This is a genomic window from Corynebacterium sp. HMSC034H07, from assembly GCF_001815175.1.
GTDB classification, from domain to species: Bacteria; Actinomycetota; Actinomycetes; order Mycobacteriales; family Mycobacteriaceae; genus Corynebacterium; species Corynebacterium hiratae.
In genome coordinates this window covers 112,633-138,342 of the sequence record NZ_KV819515.1, presented here as the reverse complement: position 1 = coordinate 138,342, position 25,710 = coordinate 112,633, and the positions used below count along the sequence as shown (strand labels likewise).

Here is a 25,710-nt window from a genome sequence, read left to right as displayed (position 1 = left end):
ATCCCCACAACAACTCGTCCCCTCTCTAGATTGGCTTCCCATGTCTTCATCGCTCAAGCCAGCAGCGACCATTGACGAGCATATTATTCGGTTGCAAAGCCGTGGCATGAAGATCGACAAAGCTTTAGCTGAACAATGGTTTTCACACGTTAGCTACTACCGACTTTCTGCCTATTGGTATCCAGCCAGACAATTCAATGAAGACGGAACTAGTCGTTCAAGTCACTTCGTCGATGGTACCGATTTTGTGCACGTCATCTCCTTATATGAAGCCGATAGGAAACTCCGCACCCTGATCCATGACGGAATGGAGCGAATCGAAGTAGCGATGCGAACCAAGCTCGTCGAGCTGCTATGTACTCGACACCCCAATGATCCTACTTTCTACCTCCGCTCAGACGACTTTCGGCCAAACTTCGACCACGTGTCGTGGCTGAGTACAGCGTATGGACGACTCGCGAGGGCAAAGAAGAACGACGCCGTGAAGCACTACATTGATGAATACGGTGGACAGTATCCCATGTGGGTTGTGGCTGAAGTGCTCGATTTTTCGGATATTTCAAAGCTCTATGCAGGCTTAGGATCCAACGATCAGCGATCGATTTCGGAAGCGCTGGATATAAAGATCGACTTCGCTAGTTTGAATAGGAATCAGAAGCAAAAACTTACGAAAAAACATCCGCTGGCAAGTTGGCTCGAGCAGCTAACTATCATTCGGAATACGTGTGCGCACCATGGAAGGCTATGGAATCGTTCTTTTGCTCCGGCTCCAACTGAAGTTATCCGTAGCAATGGGAGCCTTTACCTCCTGCCAGAGATTCAAAGTGAAAAGCTATTCGGCGCTTTAATTGTCATGGCGCATATGCTACGAACCGTGTCCCCTGGGACTACCTGGCCTGACAAAGTAGTGGCATCATTAAACCAGCACTTCCTCACGAATCCTCTTGTTGAAAAAGCCAGTATCGGAATTCAAAGCGACTGGGATGAAAAGACACTTTAAGTTCTTTTCATGCCTTTGAAGCAACAAACAGTTGCGAATTTCGTGGGTCTTACGAAGCGGCTCTTCGGGGAAAGAAAAGCCCAGCCGAAGCTGGGCTTTTCTTCTAGAAACTGCGGGACAAGCAGCGTGAGTGGGGCCTACTCCACCACGGAGTTTGCCCCGACCGCGTGGCCGAAGAGGTCCGGCAGGATTGCAGCCCAGGCCTCACGCAGCTCAGAAACGGCGATGGACTCGCCGCCGAGTTCCAGTTCACCGTTGTCGGTGGTCTGGCCGACGACGACGGCCGGTACACCGCACTCCTCAGCGCGCTGCAGCAGCATGTCGACGCGGTCCGCGGTCGTCGCCACGAGCACGCGGGAGGCGGACTCGGAGAAGGCTGCCACGAAGGCATCCTCGTGAACCTTGGACAGGTCCAGGCTCAGGCCCACACCGCTGCGCTTGGCCATCTCGAATGCGGTGACGGCAAGGCCACCCTCGGAGATGTCGTGTGCAGCGGTCAAGCCTTCGTTGCCCACGAAGAAGTCCGCGAGGCGCTGCTCGTTGGCCAGGTCCACCTGCGGCGGCAGACCATTCAAACCATTCTCCGACTCATTTCCTTGCTCATGAGCGCTGACCTGCTGCCAGATGGAGCCACCAAATTCATCCTTGGTCTCACCCAGCAATACGAGGACCTCCGGCTCCTCCACGAGACCAAGCTCGTTGCCGATGGACTTGTGGACGTCGTCGATAACGCCCAGGACGCCCACGACGGGCGTCGGCAAGATCGGCTCCTCGCCGGTTTGGTTGTAGAAGGAGACGTTGCCGCCGGAGACGGGGATGCCGAGTTCCACGGCGCCGTCGGCAAGCCCATGCACGGACTCGCGGAACTGCCACATCACGTCCGGGTTTTCCGGGGAACCATAGTTGAGGCAATTGGTGATGGCGACCGGGCGTGCACCGGTCACAGCGACGTTGCGGTAGGCCTCCGCCAACGCCAGGCGGGTGCCCATGTTCGGATCCAGCTTGGTGTAGCGCCCAGAAGCATCAGCCGATACCGCGATACCGCGGCCGGTCTCCTCGTCGATGCGCAGCACACCGGCGTTCGCGTGGTGGGACTGCACGGTGTTGCCGCGCACGTAGCGGTCATACTGCTCGGTGATGAAATCACGGGAGCACAGCGCCGGGGAGGCCACGAGCTTCTTCAGCGCCACGGTGAGGTCCTGCTTCTCGACGCCCGTGAACTCCTGCAGCGCATCCTGCCACTCCGGGCGGGCATAGGGGCGATCGTAGACTGGGGCCTCGTCCGCGATAGTGCCGGCCGGGGCATCCACAACGACCTCGCCCTGATGGCGAATGATGAGGTGCTTGCCGGTGGTAACCTCACCGATCTCGGCGCAGGTGACGTCCCAATGCGCGCAGATCTCCTTGAACTTTTCCACGTTCTCCGGGGTCACCACGGCGCACATGCGCTCCTGGGACTCGGAGGCAAGGATCTCCGCGGCGGTCATATCCTTTGCGCGCAGCGGGACGTTGTCCAGGTTGATCTCCATGCCGCCATCACCGGCGGCGGCCAGCTCGGAGGTGGCGCACGCCAGGCCCGCGCCGCCCAAGTCCTGGATGCCCACGACGATGCCGGACTTGTACAGCTCCAGGCAGCACTCGATGAGGACTTTCTCCGCGAACGGGTCACCCACCTGAACGGCCGGCAGCTTGCGCTCCGCGCCATCCTCGAAGGTGTCAGAGGCCAGCACGGACACGCCACCAATGCCATCGAGGCCGGTGCGCGAGCCGAAGAGCATGACCTTGTTGCCGGTACCGGAGGCAAAAGCGAGCTTGAGGTCCTCCACCTTCAGCGTGCCCACGCACAGCGCGTTGACCAGCGGGTTGCCCGCATAGGACTCGTCAAAAACAGTTTCGCCGCCAATATTGGGCAGGCCCAAGCAGTTACCGTAGTGCGAAATACCGCCAACCACGCCAGGCAAAACGCGCTTGGTGTCGGGGGCATCAGCCGGGCCGAAGCGCAGCTGGTCCATCACGGCAATCGGGCGAGCGCCCATCGCCATGATGTCGCGGACGATGCCGCCGACACCCGTGGCCGCTCCCTGGTGCGGCTCCACGTAGGACGGGTGGTTGTGGCTTTCCACGCGGAAGGTCACCGCGTTGCCGTCTCCGATGTCCACCACGCCGGCGTTCTCACCGATGCCGGCTAGGATCTTGGAGCCCATTTCCTCAGTCATGGTCTCACCGAAGTAGCGCAGGTGCGTCTTGGAGGACTTATAAGAACAGTGCTCCGACCACATCACCGAGTACATGGTCAGCTCGGCGTCGGTAGGGCGGCGGCCCAGGATCTCGCGGATGTGCGCGTACTCGTCATCCTTCAGGCCCAACTCGCGGTAGGGCTGCTCCAGCTCAGGCTGCGCGGCCGCCTGCTCGACGGTGTCGTTGTGTACGGTCATTGTTTCTCCTTATAACCGTCGGCGCGTACTAAGCGACGACCTTGAGGGCGGACACAAACAAACCCAGACCGTCGGTGGACGGGCCGGTGAGAAGATCGATGGCGTGCTCCGGGTGCGGCATGAGTCCCACCACGTTGCCGGCCTCGTTGGGGATACCGGCGATGTCGTTGATGGAGCCATTGAAGTTATCCGTGTAGCGGAAGACCACGCGGCCTTCGCCTTCGAGGCGCTCCACGGTCTCCGCATCCGCCTGGAAGCGGCCCTCGCCGTGCTTCGCCGGAATCAGGATCCGCTGGCCCTGCTCAAACTCGCTAGTCCAGGAGGTCTGCGCGTTCGCCACCTCGAGGTAGGTATCCACACAGTGGAAGTGCAGCCCCTGGTTGCGGGTCAAGGCGCCGGGCAGCAGGCCGGCCTCCGTCAAAATCTGGAAGCCGTTGCAAATGCCGAGCACCGGCATGCCCTTATTCGCTGCTTCCACCACCGCGCGCATGACCGGGGCCAGCGCAGAGATGGCGCCGGAGCGCAGGTAGTCACCGTAGGAAAAGCCGCCGGGAACAACGACGGCGTCCACTCCTCGCAGGTCCTCGTCCGCATGCCACAGGGACACGACGTCGGCGCCGGCGGTGCGGGCGGCGCGGGCCGCGTCGACGTCGTCAAGCGTGCCGGGGAAGGTAATAACGCCGATCTTCATTACTGGATAACCTCGTAGTCCTCGATCACGGTGTTCGCCAGAAGGGTGGACGCAACCTTCTCGAGTTCCTCGGCGCTGACCGAATCATCGACTTCAATTTCAAAGCGCTTGCCCTGGCGCACGTCGCTGACACCAGCAACCCCCAGGCGGCCCAGCGCGCGGACGACGGCCTGACCTTGCGGGTCCAAAATCTCGGCCTTGGGCATGACATTGACAACTACACGAGCCATGAAAATTCTGCCTTACTGTGCGTGAGTATAGGTGCCCCGCCAGTCTATCCCGCCAGCGGGAAAGATTCGGAATCTTTGGGGGTGGTGAATTCAAACCAAACGACTGAAGAATTCTTGGGGAATCCCGGCTTAACCCCCAGCTCGCGCGTTGTCCTCCGGTATCCCGTGGCGGCGAAGGCAGGTAGAACCAGATGCGTTGTCATTTTCTCGCTGATTAAAGGAACCTCTCATGCGCCTCACACGCATCGGCTCTCTCGCCATCGCTGCATTAGTGTCCACCTGCGTCGTTGTCCCCCAGGCCGGCGCCGCGGTGGATGGCTCCACTGCCGTCATCTCGGAGGTCTATGGTGGCGGCGGCAACAAGGGTGCCGCTTTTACCCATGACTTCATCGAGCTCTACAACCCGACGGATAGCGCCATTGACCTCTCCGGCTGGTCCGTCGAATACTTTTCCTCCTCCGGCAACTCGGGCGGCAAGCACGACCTGTCCGGTTCCATCCCGGCCGGGGGATACTTCCTCATCGAGGAAGGTGGCGGCGGCGAAGGTGATCCGCTGCCCACCCCGGATGGTGAGGGCACGCTGTCTATGTCCGGCTCCAAGGGCTCGGTAAAGCTTTACGACGCCTCCGGGGCCGAGGTGGACCTCGTGGGGTACGGGGCGGCGTCGCTCAGCGAGGGCTCCCCCACCAAAGCCTTGAACAACACCACCTCCGCCCAGCGCGACGCCAACGGCACCGATACCGACGACAACTCTGCGGACTTCTCTGCGGCTGCGCCAACCCCGAAGTCGGGCGGCAGCGCAGCCCCGCAACCGGACCCCACCCCGGCCGAGCCGGGCTCCACCGTCACCATCCCGGACATCCAGGGCACCGGCGCAGAGTCCCCGCTCAAGGGCCAGAACGTCACCACGCAGGGCGTCGTCACCGCGGTGTGGAAGGACAAGAAGTCCCTCAACGGCTTCACCATCCAGACCCCGGGCACGGGCCAGACCGCGCCAACCGAGGCCTCCGAGGCCGTCTTCGTCTACACCGGTGGTACCGGCTTCTACCCGGCCATCGGGGATTCTGTGGAGGTCACCGGCACCGTTGATGAGTACTTTGGGCAGACCCAGATTGCCCTGAGCGCCGGCTCCACGCTTGACGACGCCCTCTCCCCCGTCACCCCGCTGGCCATCGATGCCCTGCCGGAAGGCGATGCGGCGCGAGAGAAGCTCGAGTCCATGCTGCTCAAGCCTGGCGTGCACACCGTGACTGATAACTACGGTCTCAACCGCTTCGGCGAGCTCGGGCTAGCGCCGGGCACTGAGGCGCTGCGTCAGCCGACGGACAAGTTCGCCCCGGGCAGCGCAGAAATGCATGCTCTGGAAGAATCCAACGCGGCGAAGTACGTCATCCTCGATGACGGCTCTACCCGTGACTTCACTCGTGATGGGGCCTCGACGAAGCTGCCGTACATCATGCAGAACGGCTCGGAGGTCAAAACCATCCGCACCACCAACCAGGTGGAGTTTGCGGACTCCGGCGTGATCCTGGGCTACGGTCACGAGCAGTGGCGCTTCCAGCCCACTTCGATGATTACCGGTGACTCCGTAACCGCAGACCTACCGATTACGTGGGACCCGGCCCGCCCGGAGGCCCCGCAGGTGGCTGGCGATTACACCGTGGCGGCGTTTAACGTGCTGAACTTCTTCATCAACTTGGGTGAGGACAACGGCGCGAAGGCGTACAAGAACCGCTTTGGCAACGGCGTCGGCTCCGACAGCCCCACCTTCCGCGGGGCGTGGTCCGAGTCCGCGTTCAATGACCAGAAGGGCAAGATCCTCACCGCGCTGGAGGGCCTCGATGCCGATGTCATTGGCTTGTCGGAGATCGAAAACGCCGCGAACACCGTGGGGGGCACCTATGACGATGCCGTGAAGTACCTCGTAGATGAACTCAACTCCCGCGCGGGTTCTGAGAAGTGGGATTACGTCAAGGCCCCAGCGAACTCCGCGGCGGACACGGATGTCATCCGCACCGCGATTATCTACAAGAAGGACCGCGTCCAGCCAGTAGGTGAGGCCACCTTGCTAGAGGACGAGCGTTTCAAGGGCACCGCCCGCACCCCGCTCGCCGCCGAGTTCCAGCCCGTCTCCGACAAATGCACTGCTGAGGGCCCGGATTCCTTCGTGGTGGTCACCAACCATTTCAAGTCCAAGGGTTCGGTGGCTAAGGGCGACGAGGACACCGGCGACGGCCAGGGCAACAACCCCAACGTGCGCAATGCCCACGCCCAGGCAGTCCTGGATGGTTTGTCCAAGCAGCCACAGTGGCAGGAGAAGGCCACTTTCGTCATGGGTGACTTGAACGCTTACTCCAAGGAAGATGCCATCTCCGTCTTCCGCAACGCCGGCTACACCATCCCGGTTGAGGAGCTCAACGCACAAGAGGACTGGCAGGACGTGGCCTCCTACCAGTTCTCCGGCCGCCTCGGCTCCCTCGACCACATCCTGGCCAACGAGCACGTCGGCGCCAAGGCGGCACAGACCTGGAACATCAACTCCGATGAGCCGATTGCCATGGAGTACTCTCGCCGCAACTACACCGGCGGGGACGTCTTTGAGTCCGATAACCCGTACCGCTCCTCCGACCACGATCCGGTCAAGGTGGGCTTCAACCTTGCCCAGGTTTCCCGCTCTGCTGACGATCTTAAGGACTGTGACAAGACCGAGGACCCAGCGCCGACTGACGACGCCCGCGGCATCAAGTCCGTCACCATTGACGATAACGGACATCTCATCATCACCTACACCGACGGCACCACCGAGGATGCTGGCAAGGTCGTCGGCGCCGATGGCAAGGACGGTAAGGACGGCGACAAGGGCCCTAAGGGCGACAAGGGCGACGCCGGCCAGGACGGTAAGGACGGCGCCGACGGTAAAGACGGCCGTGGCATCAAGTCCGTGACGACCAACGACAAGGGCGAGGTGGTCGTCACCTACACCGACGGCACCTCTGAGATTCTCGGTACCCTCGCCGACGCGAAGGGCGACCAGGGCACGCCGGGCCGCGATGGCTTCGATGGCGCACCAGGCCGCGATGGCGCAAACGGTAAAGATGGCAAGGACGGCCGCGGCATTAAGTTCGTGACCACGGATGCCGACGGTAACCTCGTCATCACCTACACCGACGGCACCTCAGAAACCGTCAAGTCCGGCGACAAGCCAGCCGCCCCGGCAGGTGGTTCCTCTGTGAGTGAGCGCTGCTTGCCGACGGTCCTCGGCCTCACCATCCCAGCAGCACTCGCCATTCCGTTGGCTTTCCTCGGAAGCTTCGGCGCAAAGCTCAACATCCCAGGCCTTGAGCCAGTGAAGAAGCAGATTGAGTCGCTCACTCGCAATTTCCCGCGTGAGGCTCAGTACGCTGCCGGTGGCATTGGTCTACTGGCTGCGCTTGGCATCATCGCCGCAGCCTGCGCGCCAACCGAGTCTGAATAGAGCGCTCTCCTGAGTTTAATGGCTCTTCCGGTTTCAGAGTGCGTAGCGAGGTGAAGTTGGCCACGACGGGTTCAGCGGGTCACCACAACATATAGGGCCCCTGGTGTGAAAATGAAAGTTCCTAATCAACCATCTGAACACACCAGGGACCCGCACTGTGAAGTGCCTACTGGAAACCTCGTTGCCGACACCATCTGCTGTACCGCGGAAATCGGACTTGCCATCACCGGTGCCGCCGATGCCGGGCCCCTGACCATCATTGGGGCCACACCAGTAGCCGTTATCGGCGTGTGCCCGGATTGCGGGCAGTCAGGTAAGTTACGCGACCACACCACTCGCCGACTCGTTGATCTTCCTGTCGTCGGATTCCCCACTAGGCTGCACGTAACAGTCCCTAGATTCCTGTGCACAGCCGCCTCATGTAAGACAAAGATCTTCCAGGCCTCCTTGGCTTGCACGGATGACGGCTCCAAGCTCACTCACCGGGTCACTCGCTGGATCTTGCAGCGCCTTGCTATTGATCGGATGAGTGTGTCGACTACCGCCAAAGCGCTCGGTGTGGGATGGGATCTGGTCAACCAAGTCTTCCAGCTGGTTTGGAATTAAACCGAGCGATACTTCTTCCGCTTTCTCCGGGCAAAAAGCAACTGTCACCGGATTTCCAGGAGAGAAGGGTAGTGGCCTGATTCGCGACTACGGACAACTGTGGACAATGAGAGCGGAATCCTTCAGCCAGGAACCCAAACTCGACTCTGCTATAACTTAGACACCACGGGCGGACAAAGCGGTTCGCCGGTTTATACCACAGACAACGCTGCCATCGGCATTCACACGCATGGCATCAGTCAGCTCGGCTACCCTGAAAACAGTGCCCTACGTATCAGCCCAAGCATGCTGAATACCTTCAATGACATTAAGGAGATCCAAAACAATGCAGCCACCGATCCCGGTTCCAGCTCAGGTTCAAGCTCTCATTAATAACCCCAGTAATCTTCTCGGACTCATTGGTACCGTTCTGGGCATTATTTCCCTCGTTGTTGGAATCAGTGTAGGCCAAGGTCTCCCCGACGATGAGCAGCAGAAGCCCAATGCAGAAGACTCAACGATTCAGGTTGTAACCTCCAGTGGTAACCCGGCAGGCGAATGTAGGCTTATTGGTCTTTCGCAGGAAAAGGTACACACGACTAATGCCAATGGCGTGTACTTCTACGCGTTGGAACCTGGTTCACATACCATCAATGCATCTTGTTCGGGGCTTTCCAGCCTTTCCTCCGCGCGAGCGCTCGAGGGTAGTCAGGAAGTAACTGTCAATGACGAGCCGGTAATGGTAAAGATTGTTGTTAAGTAGATTGGCCCTAACTTCCTTGGCTCTCAAGAGCTAAGAGAAACACGCGTGTGCCCCCGGGAAAACTCCTCGGGGTACACGCTTTTCAATGAACCACGCCTAATTAGAGAGGGAACCGTACCTTCGTACGCGCCCGTATGAGAAGCTGGCGCATGTAATGACCTCAGCAAAACAGCATTTTCAAGCGAATGAACGCTTTTAAACCTCTGCCCCAAGAGCACCAAACGCTTATCTGCATGTGTTTGCGCGGGTAGTTGGCTGTAAACGCGTAAAGACCCCATCATCTTCAATGCACATCGCGATGATCTGTTTGAAGCTAGCCACAAGAACTGGCTTTTCCAAGTAGAAGTTGACGCAACACCACCGAGTCGTGGCGTCTCCAACACCCTCATGTAGTGCCGAGTACGCGCTAGACGCCGCCAACAGTGCAGCCGGACACCCGCCAGCAATACTGATGGAGCTTCAAACCCTATGGACATAGCACATAAGGCCTAGACATAAGGCCTAGACCCCGCTAGATACGTCTAAAACAATGCTAGTAACGGCCCTATTTTGCAGGAAACATTCTGCCGCACACCGGCGTAACAATAGGGTGTACCCCAGGTGCCCCTACCAGCGCCCGCAGTTGAAGGCTTCACCTACCAAATGGTAAAGTTAGCTATATGCGAACCAGTCAGCGCTCCGAGATCCTGGAAGCTGCCCTCCGCGTCATGAACGCAGCGGAGGGTGGCGACATTACCCTTGACGCAGTGGCCCACGAGGCCGGGCTCACCAAACCGGGATTGCTATATCACTTCCGCAACCGCGACGTACTGCTCGCCGCGATCGTCGACCACGCTGCGGCCAACGTCGAGAACGACATGACTGCCACCCTTGGCAAGCCCCTCGAGAACGCCAACGCCACCGAGCGGCTCCTGAGCTACGTTCACGTCGCCGCCCACGGGGCCGCCAAGCGCGCCGAGTTCATCATCTGGGGCCAAGCGACGTATCGGCCCGAACTCACCGAACCGTGGACTACGCGGATGGGCCGCTGGCTCGAACTCCCGGACGATCTCGACGCCGCCACCCGAGCCAGGCTGACCACCGCCCGACTCGCCGCCGACGGACTCTGGGGCGCCCAGGCCACAGGTGTGTCCACCCTCCACGGCGCGGATCTCGAAGCCGTCGTCTCCAGCATTCGCTCCCTGATCGAAGGAACAACCCCATGAAGCAGTGGTTCCTGCTCGCTGGCGCCATCACTACCGAAGTGGCGGCGACGCTGTCTCTCAAGGCGGCGCTCAATCACCCATCCTGGTACATCGTGGTTGCTGCCGGATACATCGGCACTTTCGTCTTCCTCACCTTCTGCCTGCGCGAAGGAATGCAGATCGGCGTCGCCTATGGCATCTGGGGAGCCAGCGGGGTCGTGCTCGCCGCCGTGCTATCCGCCGCGATTTTCGGTGAACCTCTGACCGCTGTGATGGGTCTTGGAATGGTTGCGATCATCAGCGGTGTCCTCACCGTCGAACTCGGCTCCCAGAAAGCTCAGCAAACCGCAGCCCAGGAAGCAGGAGTCAACTCATGAGATGGATCTTCCTCGCAGGCGCCATCTTGTCCGAAGTCGTCGCGACCATGTCGCTACGAGCCTCCGACGGTGGCCGGGTGAAGAAATGGTTCATCGGCGTCATCGCGGGGTATCTCGTGGCGTTCGTCGCCTTAAGTCTCGCCTTGGCCGACGGCATGGCCCTTGGCGTCGCCTACGGCATCTGGGCAGCATCCGGCGTAGCTCTCACCGCGATCCTCGCCCGGGTCATCTTCCACGAACCCCTCACCCGAACCATGGCCCTCGGCATCCTCCTCATCGCCGTCGGAGTTCTCACCGTTGAACTCGGCGCCAACTTGGCGAACTGACGCATTTCCGCAGGTAAACCAGGCAGATTGGTGTGCTGCACCACGAGGCGCACAGACAAAGGCTCCCCAATGAGCGCCTGTGGGCCTAGCGTTGTGGATGTGATCACCTGTGTCGTCCACTACACCATCGACCCCGACCAGATCGCAGCCTTTGAACAGTTCGCCCGCGCTTGGATGCGGCATGTCGACGAACACGGCGGCACCCACCACGGGTACTACCTACCCGCGGAAGGTGTGAGTGACCGTGCGGAATCCCTGTTCAGCTTCCCCAGCCTGGCTGCCTACGAGCAGTACCGCACCTTGTTCGGCACCCACTCGGACTTCATCGCCGCTGACCGGATTCGAGACGAGTCCGAGTGCGTCCTGCGGTACGAGCGCACCTTCATGCGGCCGCTCCTACCCCAGGGACACTGAAAGGGACTCCGGCAGCACGCTCGGCACAACCCACAACGCCGCAGGTCAGCGCGTACAGATGGGTGTACTCAGCGAACACCACCTCGATGTCCTCTGCCGCTGGGAGATCCTTCCCAACTGCAGCAGCGGCAACCGTCTGAGCTTGCTCGCGCTCACGGTCCAGCATCTCCCGGTGAATCTCATCGGCGTCTTCAAGACGCCGATACAACGCCAACTGCTCCTGACACGACTGCCGTCACTGCGGAGACAGCTGCAGTGGCTCCGCCTGATGCTGCGCCACTGTCAGCCATCGGGCTGCCTGCTCCACGTCCTCCTGTGTCACCGCGGTCTGCTGCCGTGCCTGGGTGACTTTCCACTGTGCGGTGTGCAAGTCATGCTGCTCGACCTTCTTCCTCCCGGCACCCTTGAGCCACCCGATCCCGCTGCCGGCAGCCTGCTCCGCATCCCGGAACTGTGCCTCTGCGACCCGGAGCAGTCCGGCACATCGATCGGCCTGCTCCTGGGCGGCCGTGAGTTTTTCGGCGGCCTGCTCGACCTTCCGCAGCGCGGTGGCCTCCTACTCCAGCGGCTCACTGGCCTGCTTGACCTTCAACTGCAGACCCCAGGGCTCACCGGCCAGACGCAGCAGGTGGTCGTCGACCTCCCGCAGCGGACGCTGCGCGTCCGGCCGCGGTGCCGCCACCTGGGTGCCCTCTAGCACCTCTGCCGGAGCCTCGGGACCTGCCACACCTGAACCAGCGGCCTGCCGGGCGGCGTAGGCGTCCAGCCGTGCTTCCCGCAACTGACGCCGGTGCTCCATCGCCTCGGCCATCGGCGTGCCGGCGAACGGGTGAACATCCACCGCAAGATCCGTCGACAGTCGCTCCATCGACCACCGAGCCCAGTTCTTGCCCCACACCGCGTGCGGGGTCACATCTGCCCGCTCCCGGCTGCACGCCGCGATCAGGAGATCCCGCGCGTACTCCACTGACTCTCGCTGGCCCCCGGAACCAGCAGCATCGGTAGCATCGACAGTCGTGGACCGGCCGTGACCGGTCTCCGAATCACCCGGCGACGTCTCCGCCAGATACAGCGCATTGACCTTCCGCCCACTCCGATCCCTCGGGATCGGCGACCGATTCCATCTTCGGGTACTCGATCACTGAGCAGCTCCGGGCGGCGAAGGCGAGCCAGTCCCGCAGCAGTGGCACCGGTCGGGCTTCTGGACCGACCAGTTCTCCGAGAATGGACCCGGGCGTCGACGGGCCGAGCCTCTAGGACTCCTGCTCGGTTACGAGAGCCTGCCGCGGGGACCTGCCGACCCACTTGCCTCACAGGAAAATATGCTGAGACACAACTCTAGAAGACGCGACCGGATATACTCTTGTCGAGCGCGGCTAAAGGTCGCGGCATCCGACTGAAGGATAATGCATGAAGGTTCTCATCACCGGTGGAGCAGGATACATTGGATCGACCATTGCGGCATGTTGCGAGGACAATGGCATAACGCCCGTCATCTTGGATGACTACAGCAAGGGGCTCAAAGAGTTCTCACGGCCGTATGCAAACTACGAAGGCGATATCGCGGACACCTGCGTAGTGCAGAACATCCTGTCTGAGCATCCAGATATCGATTCCGTCATCCACTGTGCGGCGAAAATCGTCGTTCCTGAATCTGTGTCCGCGCCACTCGACTACTATGAAAACAACGTCGCCAAGTCACTGACGCTTTTGCGTGAGCTATCCGGTCTCGGAGTCCGCCGCTTCATTCTTAGCTCGACCGCATCCATGTACGAAGCTGGTGATGACTACATGGTCGACGAGTCCGGAGCAGTCGCCCCTCAGAGTCCCTACTCGGCATCCAAATGGATGTTGGAGCGCGTGCTGCGCGATTTCGCTGCCACCGGTGCGATGAACGCGATCGCGTTGCGCTATTTCAATCCGATCGGCGCAGACCCTAGTATGCGTAGTGGCCTCCAGGATCCACATCCGACACACGCCCTCGGCAAGATGATCGAGGCGTATCGAAGCGGAGGGGTATTCACGGTGACGGGTGTCGATTGGCCCACGCGCGACGGTTCCGGACTTCGTGACTATGTGCATGTCTGGGACCTCGCCCGGGCCCACGTGGCGGCGCTTCAGAACTTCGACGAGGTCATCTCGAGATCCGAGATCGATGGTTTCGATATCATCAATCTCGGAACCGGAACGGGAACAACGGTGTTCGAACTCGCCGACGCGTTCGGGCAAGCGACCGGGAAGCCCCTGAATGTGCAGACAGCTCCTCCGCGGCTCGGTGATGTCGTGGGTTGTGCGACTTTGACCGACAAGGCCGAACAGCTCCTCAGTTGGCAAGCCGAGTTGAGCATCGCAGACGGGGTCAGAGATTCACTAGAGTGGGCAGAAAAACTCCCGTCTGTACTAATTCGCGAACGGTCCACCGCAATGGACGCCGGGGAAGCATGATGGATCATGATGGATGCCGTCAACGTCGTTCTGTTTCGGCATTCTCCTCGACCAGTTGAACTGTGGCACCTCAATGACCGCGACGCGATCATCTTGAGTCACGAAAGTTCTAGTTCCCGCTACAAATCGGTCCCGCCCGTTGATCAGTCGATGGTCAGGTTCCTTGTCGACTTCGAGGGGAAGGGTCACGTCATTTGGGCGCGGCACTAGTGAACTGGGCGAGGTGGACTTGGTGCGCATCCTCTTCGAGGACGACGAACTTCAACGAGTGGCCGAGGATGCCTCCTACATCCCCAAACGATGGGGTTCGGACATCATCAAGGCATATCGTAAGAAAATCCAGATCCTGAAGGGAGCCGTGGATGAACGCGACCTGCGGGCCATGCGGTCGTTACATCTGGAACAACTGAAAGGCGACCGAGCCGGGACCTCTTCGATCCGCTTGAACAAGCAGTTTCGGCTCATCCTCAAATTCGCAACCAACAGCGACGGCCGCGTGGTCATCGTTATTGAAATGGTGGATTACCACTGAGAGAAGGTGAACTCATGAATGCTCCAATTGCGGCGGAGCTATTCCCGGCCGGGGAGATCCTCGCTGACGAGCTAGACACACGCGGATGGACTCAGGCCGACTTTGCCGAGGTGCTCGGACGTCCGGCACAGTTTGTCTCGGAGATTATTTCCGGAAAAAAGGAGATTACGCGCGAATCCGCAGCCCAGATCGGTGCCGCCCTGGGCACCTCCGCGGAATTCTGGCTTAACCTCCAGGACTCCTACCTGTTATGGAAGCAGTCTCAGGACGACCGGACGCAGAACAACCTCAACGTCGTGAAAACCCGTGCACAGTTACGAGAGCTAGCCCCCGTCTCTCTGCTCGTCAAGCGGGGATACATCACCGCCACCGACGTACAAAGTCAGGCATGCGAGGTGCTGAACTTGTTTGGCAAGAAATCCTTTGAAGATCCCTTGGGGATAAGCTTCGCCGCCCGACGTAGTAACTGCGAGGAAAAGGTCACTGTTCTGCAGGAAGCGTGGGCAGCTTGCGTTAGAGCAACTGCCAGCGTTCTCGAGGCTGCCCCCTACTCCCGTAAGGCACTAGAAGACCTCGCCCGGACACTGTCGAGTAGAGCATGTGACCCGCAGGCTTTTGCTGAGTTCCAGACTCTGTTCGCCGAGGCAGGGGTGAAACTTGTTTATGTGGAGGCTTTTCCGGGAGGAAAACTCGACGGCTGCGCCATGATGGTCGACGGGCACCCCGTAATTGGCATATCGGGACGAGGGAAACGGCTCGATAAGATACTATGTACCATCCTGCATGAGACAGCCCATATATTATTGGGTCACCTTGTCGACAATGGCGAGGTCATCCTCGATGACCTATCAGATGACAGTGCCGATAATGAAGCCCAGGCAGACCAGCTGGCCAGCGAACTCGCGATCTCTAGCCCTTTACCGGCGGTTCCTGATCGTGTGCACTCATCCTGGATTAAAGAACAAGCCGACCACCTAGGGGTTCATCCCATTACCCTGATTGGAAGGCTTCAAAAAGAGGGTAACCTGTCGTGGAAAACCACTCTCGTGCGCAACGCTCCCACCGTCATCGCTCAGCTTGAAAGGTGGAAATCACCCCTCCCAGCCTGACTGAGATTGGTCGCTTCGTTCACCATCAGCAAGGCGTTTGCCTATCGGACACTGAAGGTAACGGAAGCGATGTACTTATTACGGAAAGGACACGGCTTGCTGCCGGCTCCGATGTCCAAGAATTTCTTCGCTACATTTTGAAAAAGTCGCGCACGAGCCTGCAGGACAATCACACTCACTGGGTGGACACACTCAGAGTCAATGCAACGGATCGCTGAAAGGATCAGCCCAAACCGTTCAGCGAGCTCTCGCTTAATCTCGGGGGAGAGGTTAGCATCGAAGACTTCCTTCAGCGCTTTGAGGTGTAGTCTAAAAATCCGACAAAACGACTGAATCGGGAAATCCGGCGGCGCACCGACGTTGTAGGAATCTCCCTTAACCGCAGTTCTGTAATCCGCCTGATCGATTCTGTGTTAGCTGAACAGCAGAATGATTGGATCCAGCAAAAGCGCTACATGTCGCTGGCAAGCTTGGAACAAACCCGAAACCTCATAGCCGCCAACACCTTCAATGCTAGTAGCACGAAGACCGCCGAAGAAGCAGCCTAATGAACTGACACCAACCTCGAGTCGGACCCCAACACCGCCCCGGACACTATCCTCGATTTAGAAAGAACAAACACACCACTTCCACAGGCCTAACCCTCTGGCAACGCACAAACTATTCGGCGTGCGTAAAGACTGAATAGTCAGCAGGCCGCGCACCTGCGGCAGCGGCGCGCTCAGCGGCCTTGAGGAAGTCGGCAACGACCTTGCGGTCATCGAGGTTGCGGCCGGAAATCGATAGGCGCACGGTGTTGCCGCGCTGGGCGGAGCGCTCCGCGGCGCGGATGATGTTGCGGCGCCACCACTTCGCAGAACCAAAACCCTCACCAAAGGACAGGTTGCGGGCTTGGTGGAGCTCGCCAGAGCGCAAATCATGGATACCTCGGGTAGAGGCGGCGAAGTCGAAGTCAAACTCGGGAAGGACAGTAAGCGTGCCTTCCGACATGCGCCAGCGCGGCGGCGCAAAGATAGTGGGCTCGAAGCCGATCTTTGCCATCTGCCGGGTCGCGCCCTTCAGGCGCAGGCGCGCCTCGTGCGCATCCAGGTTGGCAAACTCCGCGCGACGCCCTTGGACCGCCTGGTCAAAGCCATTGAGAATCAGCACGCGGCCCGATTCAGCTTGCTCACGAAGCCAAGACTGCGTAACCGCATCCTTAGCCAGGTGCCAATTGCCATCGATGTGTGGCGCTACGAGCAAGGACACCGGGATATCCGCTTTATCGAACTGCTCCAGCAGGTCAGCGGCCTGCCTTCGGGTGTCGTCGAAGATACTGGAAATCGAAACCAAAAGGTGGCCATGCATAAGGAAAATTATCGCACAGCCACCGCGCCGCCGCGCGCCGAGCGGGGGTGATGCTTAAGCCTCCGCCCCCGTAGCCTGGTTAATCAGCCACGCGTACTCGAATGCCGACTGCCGCCACTTGGCGTAGCGTCCGGACACACCACCGTGTCCCGCAGCCATCTCGGTCTTGAGGAGGAACTCGCCGCCGGTGGCGACGTCGCGAAGCTTGGCTACCCACTTAGCCGGCTCCACATAGAGCACGCGGGTGTCGTTAAGCGAGGTCAGCGCCAGAATATTCGGATACTTCTGCGGCGCAATGTTCTCGTACGGCGAGTAGGAGGCCATATAGTCGTAGACCTCCGGATCGTGGTACGGGTCGCCCCATTCCTCCCACTCCACCACGGTGAGCGGCAACTCCGGCATCAGAATAGACGTCAACGGATCCACGAACGGCACGTTCGCCTCGATGGCCTTGAACCTATCCGGTGCCATGTTGGCCACCGCGCCCATGAGCAGGCCACCGGCGGAACCGCCCTCCGCTACCAAGGTTTCCGGGGTGGTCACCCGGCGGGCGATGAGGTCATCGGCCACTGCGATGAAATCGGTAAACGTGTTCTTCTTGGCCAGCATCTTGCCGTCGTCGTACCAGTTGCGGCCCATCTCGCCGCCACCGCGCACGTGCGCCATGGCAAAGATCATGCCGCGATCCATGAGAGACAAACGGAAGACCGAGAAATACGGGTCCATGTTCGCCTCATAGGAACCGTAGCCGTAGAGCAGCGTCGGGTTCGGCTGCGTGCGGTCTAGGTCCGCGCGGTGCACGATGGACACCGGTACCTTGGTCCCGTCAGGCGCTTCAGACCAGACGCGATAGGCCACGTACTCATCCTTGTCATAGCCGCCCGGGACTTCCTGTTCCTTCAGCAGCGTGTACTCCCCCGTGGCCACGCGGTAGTCAAAGAGCTGGGCCGGCTGGATGAAAGAGGTATAGCTCACGCGCAGCACCGGCGCATCCCACTCCGGGTTGCCGGCCACGCCAACGGTATAGAGCTCCTCGTTGAAGTGGAGCTCGCTTAACGACGTCCACCCCTCCCGCACGTCCATCACCGCGGCACGACCGATGCCGCCGCGGCGATAGCCCACGACGATCTGGTCGCGGTAACAATCCACGCCCTCGATGCGCACGGAGTCATCGTGCGGCATAAGGACGGTGAGTTCGCGCAGGGCTGGCAGCTCATCAGCAACCGGGCAATACCCCAAAGCAAAGTTGGGGCCGGTGGCATTGTGCGTGACTACCCAGTAGTCGGTGCCCGCCACCACGGCGTGGTCGACGTCGTAGTCCACGCCCGACTCGCGCTCCCAAAGGCAGCGGAACTCGCCCTCGGGAGTGGACTGCTCGAGCACCCACGCCTCATTCGTCGTCTTCGAGCCGGAGACAATCATGATGTACTTCTCGCTGCGGGTCGTGCCCACACCGATTCCGAAACGCGAATCCTCCTCGCGCATGACCACGACGTCCTCCGACTGTGGGGTGCCAACGCGGTGGCGCCACACGGTGTCCGGCCGCCATGCATCATCGACGGTGGTGTAGAAGATGAACTCCTCCCCGACCCACGTCGCACCATAAAAGATGCCTTCCAGGCGGTCCTCCAACAGCTCTCCTGTGCGCAGGTCCTTGATGAAGAGCTCAAAGCGCTCGTCGCCGGCCACGTCGACCGAATAGGCCAGCAGGTCGCCGGAATCGCTCACCGAGGACGCGCCGAGGGCAAAGAAGTCGTGGCCTTCGGCGAGCGCGTTGACGTCGAGAAGCACCTGCTCCCCGTCCGCAGCACCCTCCTCCGGGATGGTCGGCGGAGTCCACGGATCGGAGCCTTCCGACACCGGGATGCGGCAGCTGTAGCCATACTCCTGGCCCTCCTCGGTGCGGCCGTAGTACCAGTACTTACCGCGGCGCTGGGGCACGGACATGTCCGTCTGCTTGATACGGGACTTAACCTCGGTAAAGATGTTCTCCGTCAAGGTCTCCAGGTGTGCGGTGCGCTCCTTCGTGTAGGCGTTTTCCGCCTCGAGGTACTCCCGGGTTTCCGGGGCTTCTTTCGCACGCAGCCACTCGTAGTTATCAACGAAGCTGCGGCCGTGAAACTCTCGCGTAATGGGCCGCTTGGCAGCAATCGGTGCGTTCATTCAGCCTCCTTAAAAAGTGGTTCCGGACAGGCGCTCAAAGGCCTCAACATAGCGCGCGCGGGTGGCCTGAACAACGTCGTCTGGCAGGCGCGGCGGCATGGACTCCTTGTCCCAGCCGGAGTTGGTGAGCCAGTCGCGCACGTACTGCTTATCAAAGGAGGGCTGGACTTTGCCCTCCTCATAGGTATCGGCCGGCCAGTAGCGCGAGGAGTCCGGTGTGAGGACTTCATCGGCCAAGACCAAAGTGCCGTGCTTATCGACGCCAAACTCGAACTTCGTATCCGCCAAAATAATGCCCTTCTCCTCCGCCAACGCGGCGGCCTTGGCATAGATGCGCAGGGTGGCATCGCGCAGCTCTTCGGCGCGTTCGCGGCCGAGCTTGTCCACGACGACATCGAAGGAGACGTTCTCATCGTGCTCGCCCTGCTCCGCCTTGGTGGCTGGGGTGAAGATGGGCTCGGGCAGGCGGGAAGCCTCGGTCAGCCCCTCGGGCAGCTCGACGCCGCACACGCTGCCGGATGCCTGGTATTCCTTCAGCCCGGAGCCGGTGAGATAGCCGCGGGCGACGCACTCGAAGGGCAGCATGTCGAGCTTCTGCACCACCATGGCGCGGCCGAGTACCTCTTCGGGAATGCGCTCATCATCGAGCGGGCCGGCGAGGTGGTTAGGGAAATCAATGACATCGAAGAAGAACTTTGAGGTCGCCGTGAGCACGCGGCCTTTATCCGGAATGGCGGGCTCAAGGGCGTGGTCATAGGCGGAAATACGGTCGGAGACCACCATGAGCAGGGTGTTGTCGTCGATTTCGTAGATATCGCGCACCTTGCCGGAGGCGATGTGGGTATAGGAAGAAAGTTCTGGACGCATGACATACATCCTAGACCCGTCTAGACTGCTTCAAGATACGTCCCAAGCTTGAGGAGTTAAGCCCGTGCGCTCTCGCGTGACCTCCCTTTTGACCACCGCCGCGCTAGTATGCGGTGCCCTCAGCGTGCCGGCGGCGCAGGCCGCCGATGTCTCCGCGCGCGAATCCGCCCACGGCCAATGGCTGTGTTCCATATCGGCGTCGGAATCAGACCGCGCGCTGGCCCGCGACGTCCGAGCCGGGTACATTGCCACGATCAAGGCGACCTCGGAGCAGATTCAAGCGCAGTTCCCGAAGCTTGATTTCTCCGCGTACACCTCGCGCGACATCAGCAAGGCACCGGGTTATGCGGCGACGGTGGCCGCGCTGAGCAAGGCCGGCTACACGGGCGCGGATATGCTCATCATCATGGTCGGTGCGTCTGCGCCGGAAGAGCTCGTCGCAGACGAGTCGGTGTTGCTACCGGAGGACGCCGAGTACTCCATCAATGCAGCTGCGGCCCGGGCCGAGAAGGGCCCGGCTCCCCTGCTGTCGACGGGCAGCGACTTCAGCTCCACGCTGCGCGCCGCCCTAGCGGAGAACCAAGCGCAAGAAAAGGAAGCCGTCGACGCCTTCAACGCCGCCCAGTCGCAGTCCTTCGCGGAGTGTGTGGAGGAGCTGCGCGGGCGCGGCGCTCAGGAGGGCATCCAGCCGGTGCCCGAGCTGCCCATCCCGGGGCAGACGACGCAGCAGCAGACCTCGTCCACGGGCGCGGCGGTCCTCGGCGTCATGACGGTGCTCACCGTGCTGGTGATCGGCGGCTACCTTGCTACCAACGGCAAATCCCTCGGCGGCTTCGAGCTGCCGGTGCTGCGCATCCCCGGGATAGCCTAAGAGCTAGTGCAGGGTTGCCCGTGGCCGTGGGAGGAAGGTCATTTCGATCAAATAGGGGCCAGAAAATTGAAGTTCTGGGGCCTTATTTGATCGAAACGTACGTGGACCGGGCCAGCGCGGTACGTTTTCGAAAAATAGCGTCCCGAAAACTCGTCGTTGAGAGGGCTTGTCTGCGAAAACGTACCGCCAAGGGTGAAACTAGAGGATTTCGCCCGGGGTGTAGGCGGCGGCCTTTGGATGCTGGTCAACAATCGCCTTGATGCGGCCCAGAATCTGGCTCACCTGCGATTCGGCAGCGCCGATGAAAGCGTGCTTGTCCGACAGCGCGGCCTCGAGGGCGGCGGCATCGAGCGGCAGGCGCTCGTCGGCAGCCAGGCGCTCAATCAGATCCTGCTCCCCGCCATTCTCACGCATGTTGAGCGCCACGGCGACGGCGTTTTCCTTGATGACCTCGTGCGCGGTCTCACGGCCCACGCCCGCGCGCACCGCCGCCATGAGGATGCGGGTGGTGGCGAGGAACGGCAGGTAGCGCTCCAGCTCGCGGTCAATCATGGCCGGGAAAGCTCCGAACTCGTCGAGCACCGTGAGGAAGGTTTCAAACATGCCGTCGATAGCGAAGAAGGCGTCGGGCAGCGCCACGCGGCGTACCACCGAACAGAACACGTCGCCCTCGTTCCACTGCTGGCCGGACAGGTCCGCCACCATCGTCAGGTAGCCGCGCAGGATGACCTGGAAGCCGCCCACACGCTCGCAGGAGCGGGCATTCATCTTGTGCGGCATGGCTGAGGAGCCGACCTGGCCTTCCTTGAAACCTTCGGTCACGGTCTCGTTGCCGGCCATCAGGCGAATGGTCGTGGCCAGCGAGGAAGGCCCAGCGCCGAGCTCAACGAGCGCCGACACGGCATCGAAATCGAGGGAGCGCGGGTAAACCTGACCCACCGAATTGAACACGCGGGAGAAGCCCAGGTGATCCGCAATGCGGGTCTCCAACGCGGCGAGCTTGTCTTCGGAGCCGCCCATGAGGTCGAGCATGTCCTGCGAGGTGCCCATCGGGCCCTTGATGCCGCGCAGCGGATAGCGGCTCAGCAGCGATTCCACGCGCTCGATGCCCAGCAGGAGCTCGTCGGCAGCGGAGGCGAAACGCTTGCCCAGGGTCGTGGCCTGGGCAGCGACGTTGTGGGAACGACCCGCCATGACCAGCGTCTGATACTGCGCCGCGCGCTCACCAATGCGCGAGACCACCGCGATGGCCTTATCGCGCACCAGCTCCAAAGAACGCAGAATCTGCAGCTGCTCCACGTTCTCCGTCAGGTCACGCGAGGTCATGCCCTTGTGGATGTGCTCGCAGCCGGCTAGGGCGTTGAACTCCTCGATGCGCGCCTTGACGTCGTGGCGCGTAACGCGCTCACGCTCCGCGATGGAGGCGAGGTTGACGTTCTCAACCTGCGCCTCGTAAGCGGCGATAGCCGAGGCAGGGATGTTGACGCCAAGATCCTTCTGCGCCGTCATCACCGCAATCCACAGCTGGCGCTCCAGGATGATCTTGTGTTCCGGGGACCAGATTTCAGCCATCTCGGGGGAGGCGTATCGAGCGGACAGGACGTTGGAAATGTTCTTCTTTTCAGCCACGTCGCTCATTATTCCACGCCGCACCCCAAAGGAGGCATTATCAGGGGATTAGATGCTAATCTGCCCCTTCTCCGCCGGCAGTGCAATGTCCGTGCGGAAGAAGCTGCCCTCCAGCTCGATGCCGCCGAGAACCTCGTAGGCGGCCGCGCGGGCATCAGCGAGGGTGGCACCACGGCCGAGAACGTTGAGGACGCGACCACCGTTGGAGACGTAGCCGCCCTCCCCCGTGGTGGTACCGGCGTGCAGAACCCGGGTGGGATCATCAAGATCCGGCGAGGCAATCGGATCGCCCTTGCGCGGCGAAGCCGGGTAGCCCTCGGCGGCCAGCACCACGGTGACGGCATAGCCGTCTTCCCACTCCAGCGGCGCCAGCTCCGCTAGCTGTCCGGTAGCGGTGGCATTCAGGACCTCTCCGAGCGGAGACTTCAGCAAAGCGAGCACCGCCTGCGTTTCCGGGTCACCGAAGCGGGCATTGAATTCCACCACGGCTGGGCCTTCCTTGCCCCACGCCAGGCCGGCGTACAGCAAGCCAGAGTACGGGGTGCCACGCTTGACCATTTCCTTAGCCACGGGGACGCAGACTTCGTCGACGATGCGCTGGACGCCGTCGGCAGGCAGCCACGGCAGCGGGGTGTAGGCGCCCATGCCGCCGGTGTTGGGGCCCTCATCGTTGTCGTAGGCGCGCTTGTGGTCCTGCGCTGGGAGCAGCGGGACGACGGTCTCGCCGTCCACCAAGCAGAACAGGGAGACCTCCGGGCCGTCGAGGAAGGACTCGAGCAGCACCGGGTTGCCCACGGCGTGAACCGCATCAACGTGCGCGCGGGCCGCGTCGCGGGACTCGGTCACCACGACGCCCTTGCCGCCGGCCAAGCCGTCGTCCTTAACCACGAAGTGCGGGCCGAAACGATCGAGGGCGGCCTCGATGTCCTCATCGCTGGTGCCGGGGGCGAGCTGCTCCGCGCGGGCGGTGCGCACGCCGGCGGCCGCCATCACGTCCTTAGCAAAGGCCTTGGAACCTTCGATCTGTGCCGCGCTTGCCGACGGCCCGAAGACCGCGATGCCGCGCTCACGCAGTGCATCCGCCACGCCTTTCACCAGCGGCACCTCCGGTCCAATGACGACGAGGTCCGCTGCGATGTCCACTGCCAGCTCCGTCATGCGTGCAGGATCGTCCACCTGGGAATACTCCGGGTGGACGGTGGCCTGCATCTTATGCGCCGGGGAACCGGGGGCAATGTGCAGATCGGTAACAGAAGGGTCAGCTTTCAGGCCGGTGAGCAGGGCGTGTTCGCGGCCGCCCGAGCCGATAACGAGAATGCGCATGCCGTCTATCTTAACTGGCGGTAGCCTAGGGGCCATGTCTTCCGTATTTACAAAGATCATCGAGGGCGAGCTGCCTGCTCGCTTTGTGTACCGCGACGAGAAGTGCGTGGCGTTTTTGTCCATCGAGCCGCTGCGTTATGGCCACACCTTGGTGGTGCCGGTCGAAGAGGTCGATAAGTGGACTGACCTCGATTCAGAAACCTGGGCACACCTCAACGAGATCGCTCTAGAGATCGGTGGCGCCATCAAGACGGCCTTCGACACCCCACGCACCGGCTACATCATCGCTGGCTTCGACGTTCCCCATACCCACATCCACCTCTTCCCCACCGAGAAGATGGAAGACTACGACTTCGCCAAGGCCTTCGCTGCCGACGCCACCGACCCCGCCGCCATGGACGAGGCCGCCGCGCGCATCCGCCAGCACCTCGGCACGGACGAGGATGGCCGCCGCGACAGCTAAGAGCTGACTGCTACCTTTCGGCAGCTAGGCACTAGCTGCCGCCTTGGGCAGGCAGATGGTGAAGACCGCTCCGCTGCCCAGCTCCGAATCCACGGAGATTGAACCGCCGTGCTGCTCGACGAGTGATTTCACGATGGCCAAGCCCAAACCCGAGCCACCCGTATCGCGGGTGCGCGAGGTGTCTGCACGGTAGAAGCGCTCAAAGATATGGGCCACGTCTTCGGGGGAGATGCCCTTGCCGTCATCGGCAACGTCGATAAGCACGTGCTCCTCGTCGTCGCGCAAGGTCAGCGTCACCGACGCCTCCTCGCCGCCGTGGCGGATACCGTTGGATACCAAATTGAGCAGCACTTGGTGCAGGCGGTCCGCGTCACCGTTGACCATTGGAATCCCGGAGGCCTCGTTGTTGACGTTGATGGTGCGGCCCGCAAAAGCCGCCCGCGCCGAGGAACCCACTGACAGCACAAGTTCCAGCATGTCAACCTCGCGCATGTCCAGGCGCGAGCCCTCCGCGCGCGTCAGGGCCAACAGATCCTCCACGAGCAACGACATGCGCTGCGACTCAGCATCGATCTTGCTGAAGACAAACTCCGCGTCCTGGGTAGCCCCCGAGCGGTACAGCTCCGTGTAGCCGCGCAGGCTGGTCAGCGGCGTGCGCAGCTCGTGGGAGGCATCGCCGACGAAGCGGCGCATTTGCTGTTCTTTTTCCTGCGCATCGACAACGGAATTCTGCAGCTGCCCCAGCATGACGTTGAGCGCTCCGGCCAGCTGCCCCACTTCAGTGTGCAGCGGCCACTCCGGCACGCGCTTGTCCAAATTGCCCGCTGCGATTTGCGAAGCCGTCTTCTCGACCACCCGCAGCGGCCGCAGCGCCCGGTGGATCAGCCACATGCCCACCACCGCGATGATCAGCATGACCAAGGCCGCGATGATCACCTGGACAATCGCCAACCCCTTCAGGATGGAGTTCTCCGTCGTCATGTCTTTGGCGACGACCACCACGGAACCATCCGGTTGGAGCTTGGCCACGGCCCGCCATTCGGTCTCGCCCTGAATCGAGCGCACGGTGGTGGGTTCCCCACCGACGATCACGTTGCGCGCATCGGGCAATGCGGCCATCGGCCGCGTGGTCACCACGGAACCATCGGGATAGTACGCCAGCGCCACATAATCCGTCGGGGGTCGGCGGCTTCCGTCCTGCGGCATATAAAAGGACTCGTCGAGGTTGCTGGCCCAGGAGCTGTGGGCGTCGTTAAGCTCGGTGTCCACTCGGGTGTAGAGCACGTTGCGCATGATCGACGACACCGCCAGGGAGGACATGGCCAGGCCAAGCCCCGATACCAGCACCATGAGGACAAGTAGCCACGTGCGCAGGGGCAGCGCTTTGGGGCGCTGCATACGCCGGCGCGGGGTTTTATCCCGCACCAGCGTCACCCCGGATTGTGGGGCCTGAATATTCGCGGTGGGTTCGCTCATAGTGG

Annotated in this window: 23 protein-coding genes and 2 pseudogenes; 14 read left to right on the top strand and 11 right to left on the bottom strand. The window is 61.3% G+C overall.

Going from position 1 to position 25,710, the window contains the following annotated elements; genetic code table 11:
* The first annotated feature begins 40 nt into the window (after positions 1 to 40).
* Positions 41 to 1,000 carry an Abi family protein gene (locus tag HMPREF3009_RS03955; RefSeq protein ID WP_070511040.1) on the top strand — a complete coding sequence of 320 codons (960 nt, stop codon included), beginning with the start codon at positions 41 to 43 and terminating at the stop codon, positions 998 to 1,000.
* A gap of 137 nt (positions 1,001 to 1,137) precedes the next feature.
* On the opposite strand, the gene purL is transcribed toward HMPREF3009_RS03955, so the two are convergent.
* The 3 genes from purL to purS are packed head-to-tail and all read right to left on the bottom strand — an operon-like array spanning position 1,138 to position 4,356.
* On the bottom strand, positions 1,138 to 3,435 hold the full coding sequence (purL, locus tag HMPREF3009_RS03950; RefSeq protein WP_070680149.1) for a phosphoribosylformylglycinamidine synthase subunit PurL: 2,298 nt from the start codon (positions 3,433 to 3,435) through the stop codon (positions 1,138 to 1,140).
* Between the two features lie 28 nt (positions 3,436 to 3,463).
* Positions 3,464 to 4,126, bottom strand: coding sequence for a phosphoribosylformylglycinamidine synthase subunit PurQ (gene purQ / locus HMPREF3009_RS03945; RefSeq protein WP_070680146.1), 663 nt, complete (start codon positions 4,124 to 4,126; stop codon positions 3,464 to 3,466).
* The gene (gene purS / locus HMPREF3009_RS03940; RefSeq protein WP_039676532.1) at positions 4,126 to 4,356 is read right to left on the bottom strand and encodes a phosphoribosylformylglycinamidine synthase subunit PurS; all 231 of its coding nucleotides are present in this window, start codon (positions 4,354 to 4,356) and stop codon (positions 4,126 to 4,128) included. Before purS ends, purQ begins: the two co-directional genes overlap by 1 nt.
* Before the next feature lie 229 nt (positions 4,357 to 4,585).
* On the opposite strand from purS, the gene HMPREF3009_RS03935 reads away from it, so the two are divergent.
* The 7 genes and pseudogenes from HMPREF3009_RS03935 to HMPREF3009_RS03905 all read left to right on the top strand — a co-directional run bounded on the left by HMPREF3009_RS03935 (position 4,586) and on the right by HMPREF3009_RS03905 (position 11,480).
* The gene (locus tag HMPREF3009_RS03935) at positions 4,586 to 7,831 is read left to right on the top strand and encodes an ExeM/NucH family extracellular endonuclease (protein WP_232760912.1); all 3,246 of its coding nucleotides are present in this window, start codon (positions 4,586 to 4,588) and stop codon (positions 7,829 to 7,831) included.
* A gap of 111 nt (positions 7,832 to 7,942) precedes the next feature.
* A pseudogene (locus HMPREF3009_RS03930) lies at positions 7,943 to 8,416 on the top strand (transposase family protein); the annotation flags it as partial.
* 346 nt (positions 8,417 to 8,762) lie between these two features.
* On the top strand, positions 8,763 to 9,179 hold the full coding sequence (locus HMPREF3009_RS03925; protein WP_070516658.1) for a hypothetical protein: 417 nt from the start codon (positions 8,763 to 8,765) through the stop codon (positions 9,177 to 9,179).
* A 659-nt stretch (positions 9,180 to 9,838) separates the two neighbouring features.
* Entirely contained in the window at positions 9,839 to 10,384 is a 546-nt protein-coding gene (locus HMPREF3009_RS03920) for a TetR/AcrR family transcriptional regulator (RefSeq protein WP_034666346.1), read from the top strand.
* Entirely contained in the window at positions 10,381 to 10,740 is a 360-nt protein-coding gene (locus tag HMPREF3009_RS03915; RefSeq protein ID WP_048733039.1) for a DMT family transporter, read from the top strand. The genes HMPREF3009_RS03920 and HMPREF3009_RS03915 overlap by 4 nt, the downstream gene beginning before the upstream one ends.
* A complete protein-coding gene (locus tag HMPREF3009_RS03910; RefSeq protein WP_003849969.1) occupies positions 10,737 to 11,066 on the top strand; it encodes a DMT family transporter in 330 nt (109 codons plus the stop codon). The genes HMPREF3009_RS03915 and HMPREF3009_RS03910 overlap by 4 nt, the downstream gene beginning before the upstream one ends.
* Positions 11,067 to 11,165: 99 nt before the next feature.
* A complete protein-coding gene (locus tag HMPREF3009_RS03905; protein ID WP_174232238.1) occupies positions 11,166 to 11,480 on the top strand; it encodes an NIPSNAP family protein in 315 nt (104 codons plus the stop codon).
* A gap of 235 nt (positions 11,481 to 11,715) precedes the next feature.
* Here HMPREF3009_RS03905 and HMPREF3009_RS13925 read toward each other — a convergent pair whose 3' ends face one another.
* Entirely contained in the window at positions 11,716 to 11,850 is a 135-nt protein-coding gene (locus tag HMPREF3009_RS13925; RefSeq protein WP_255365986.1) for a hypothetical protein, read from the bottom strand.
* A 186-nt stretch (positions 11,851 to 12,036) separates the two neighbouring features.
* Complete coding sequence (locus tag HMPREF3009_RS13415) at positions 12,037 to 12,393, bottom strand: hypothetical protein (RefSeq protein WP_158010559.1); 357 nt, start codon at positions 12,391 to 12,393, stop codon at positions 12,037 to 12,039.
* Between the two features lie 497 nt (positions 12,394 to 12,890).
* On the opposite strand from HMPREF3009_RS13415, the gene galE reads away from it, so the two are divergent.
* The 4 genes and pseudogenes from galE to HMPREF3009_RS12995 form a co-directional block, all read left to right on the top strand.
* Positions 12,891 to 13,925: a UDP-glucose 4-epimerase GalE gene (gene galE / locus HMPREF3009_RS03895; protein ID WP_070515814.1), complete on the top strand. Its 1,035-nt coding sequence runs from the start codon at positions 12,891 to 12,893 to the stop codon at positions 13,923 to 13,925.
* Positions 13,926 to 14,157: 232 nt separating this feature from the next.
* Positions 14,158 to 14,457: a type II toxin-antitoxin system RelE/ParE family toxin gene (locus HMPREF3009_RS03885; protein WP_023025236.1), complete on the top strand. Its 300-nt coding sequence runs from the start codon at positions 14,158 to 14,160 to the stop codon at positions 14,455 to 14,457.
* Positions 14,458 to 14,471: 14 nt separating this feature from the next.
* A complete protein-coding gene (locus HMPREF3009_RS03880; protein ID WP_070515818.1) occupies positions 14,472 to 15,566 on the top strand; it encodes a HigA family addiction module antitoxin in 1,095 nt (364 codons plus the stop codon).
* Between the two features lie 308 nt (positions 15,567 to 15,874).
* A pseudogene (locus HMPREF3009_RS12995) lies at positions 15,875 to 16,114 on the top strand (transposase); the annotation flags it as partial.
* A gap of 112 nt (positions 16,115 to 16,226) precedes the next feature.
* On the opposite strand, the gene HMPREF3009_RS03875 reads toward HMPREF3009_RS12995, so the two are convergent.
* From HMPREF3009_RS03875 to HMPREF3009_RS03865, 3 genes are read right to left on the bottom strand one after another with little or no spacing between them, the layout of a single operon-like run.
* Complete coding sequence (locus tag HMPREF3009_RS03875; RefSeq protein ID WP_070515820.1) at positions 16,227 to 16,913, bottom strand: DUF2334 domain-containing protein; 687 nt, start codon at positions 16,911 to 16,913, stop codon at positions 16,227 to 16,229.
* 54 nt (positions 16,914 to 16,967) lie between these two features.
* Positions 16,968 to 19,076 carry a S9 family peptidase gene (locus HMPREF3009_RS03870; RefSeq protein WP_070680140.1) on the bottom strand — a complete coding sequence of 703 codons (2,109 nt, stop codon included), beginning with the start codon at positions 19,074 to 19,076 and terminating at the stop codon, positions 16,968 to 16,970.
* A 9-nt stretch (positions 19,077 to 19,085) separates the two neighbouring features.
* Positions 19,086 to 19,943, bottom strand: a complete 858-nt coding sequence (locus HMPREF3009_RS03865; protein ID WP_070515824.1) for a phosphoribosylaminoimidazolesuccinocarboxamide synthase — start codon at positions 19,941 to 19,943, stop codon at positions 19,086 to 19,088.
* A 64-nt stretch (positions 19,944 to 20,007) separates the two neighbouring features.
* On the opposite strand from HMPREF3009_RS03865, the gene HMPREF3009_RS03860 reads away from it, so the two are divergent.
* Positions 20,008 to 20,814 (top strand): serine/threonine protein kinase, encoded by an 807-nt coding sequence (locus HMPREF3009_RS03860; protein WP_070680137.1) that lies wholly within the window; start codon positions 20,008 to 20,010, stop codon positions 20,812 to 20,814.
* A gap of 198 nt (positions 20,815 to 21,012) precedes the next feature.
* On the opposite strand, the gene purB is transcribed toward HMPREF3009_RS03860, so the two are convergent.
* The gene (gene purB, locus HMPREF3009_RS03855) at positions 21,013 to 22,452 is read right to left on the bottom strand and encodes an adenylosuccinate lyase (protein WP_070680134.1); all 1,440 of its coding nucleotides are present in this window, start codon (positions 22,450 to 22,452) and stop codon (positions 21,013 to 21,015) included.
* A gap of 39 nt (positions 22,453 to 22,491) precedes the next feature.
* Positions 22,492 to 23,766, bottom strand: coding sequence for a phosphoribosylamine--glycine ligase (purD, locus tag HMPREF3009_RS03850; protein WP_070511050.1), 1,275 nt, complete (start codon positions 23,764 to 23,766; stop codon positions 22,492 to 22,494).
* Between the two features lie 34 nt (positions 23,767 to 23,800).
* Here purD and HMPREF3009_RS03845 point away from each other — a divergent pair, with 34 nt between their 5' ends.
* The gene (locus HMPREF3009_RS03845) at positions 23,801 to 24,229 is read left to right on the top strand and encodes an HIT family protein (protein WP_046649286.1); all 429 of its coding nucleotides are present in this window, start codon (positions 23,801 to 23,803) and stop codon (positions 24,227 to 24,229) included.
* Between the two features lie 24 nt (positions 24,230 to 24,253).
* Here the strand turns inward: HMPREF3009_RS03845 and HMPREF3009_RS03840 are convergent, their stop codons facing one another.
* Positions 24,254 to 25,705 carry a sensor histidine kinase gene (locus tag HMPREF3009_RS03840; RefSeq protein ID WP_070680131.1) on the bottom strand — a complete coding sequence of 484 codons (1,452 nt, stop codon included), beginning with the start codon at positions 25,703 to 25,705 and terminating at the stop codon, positions 24,254 to 24,256.
* Positions 25,706 to 25,710: the final 5 nt, after the last annotated feature.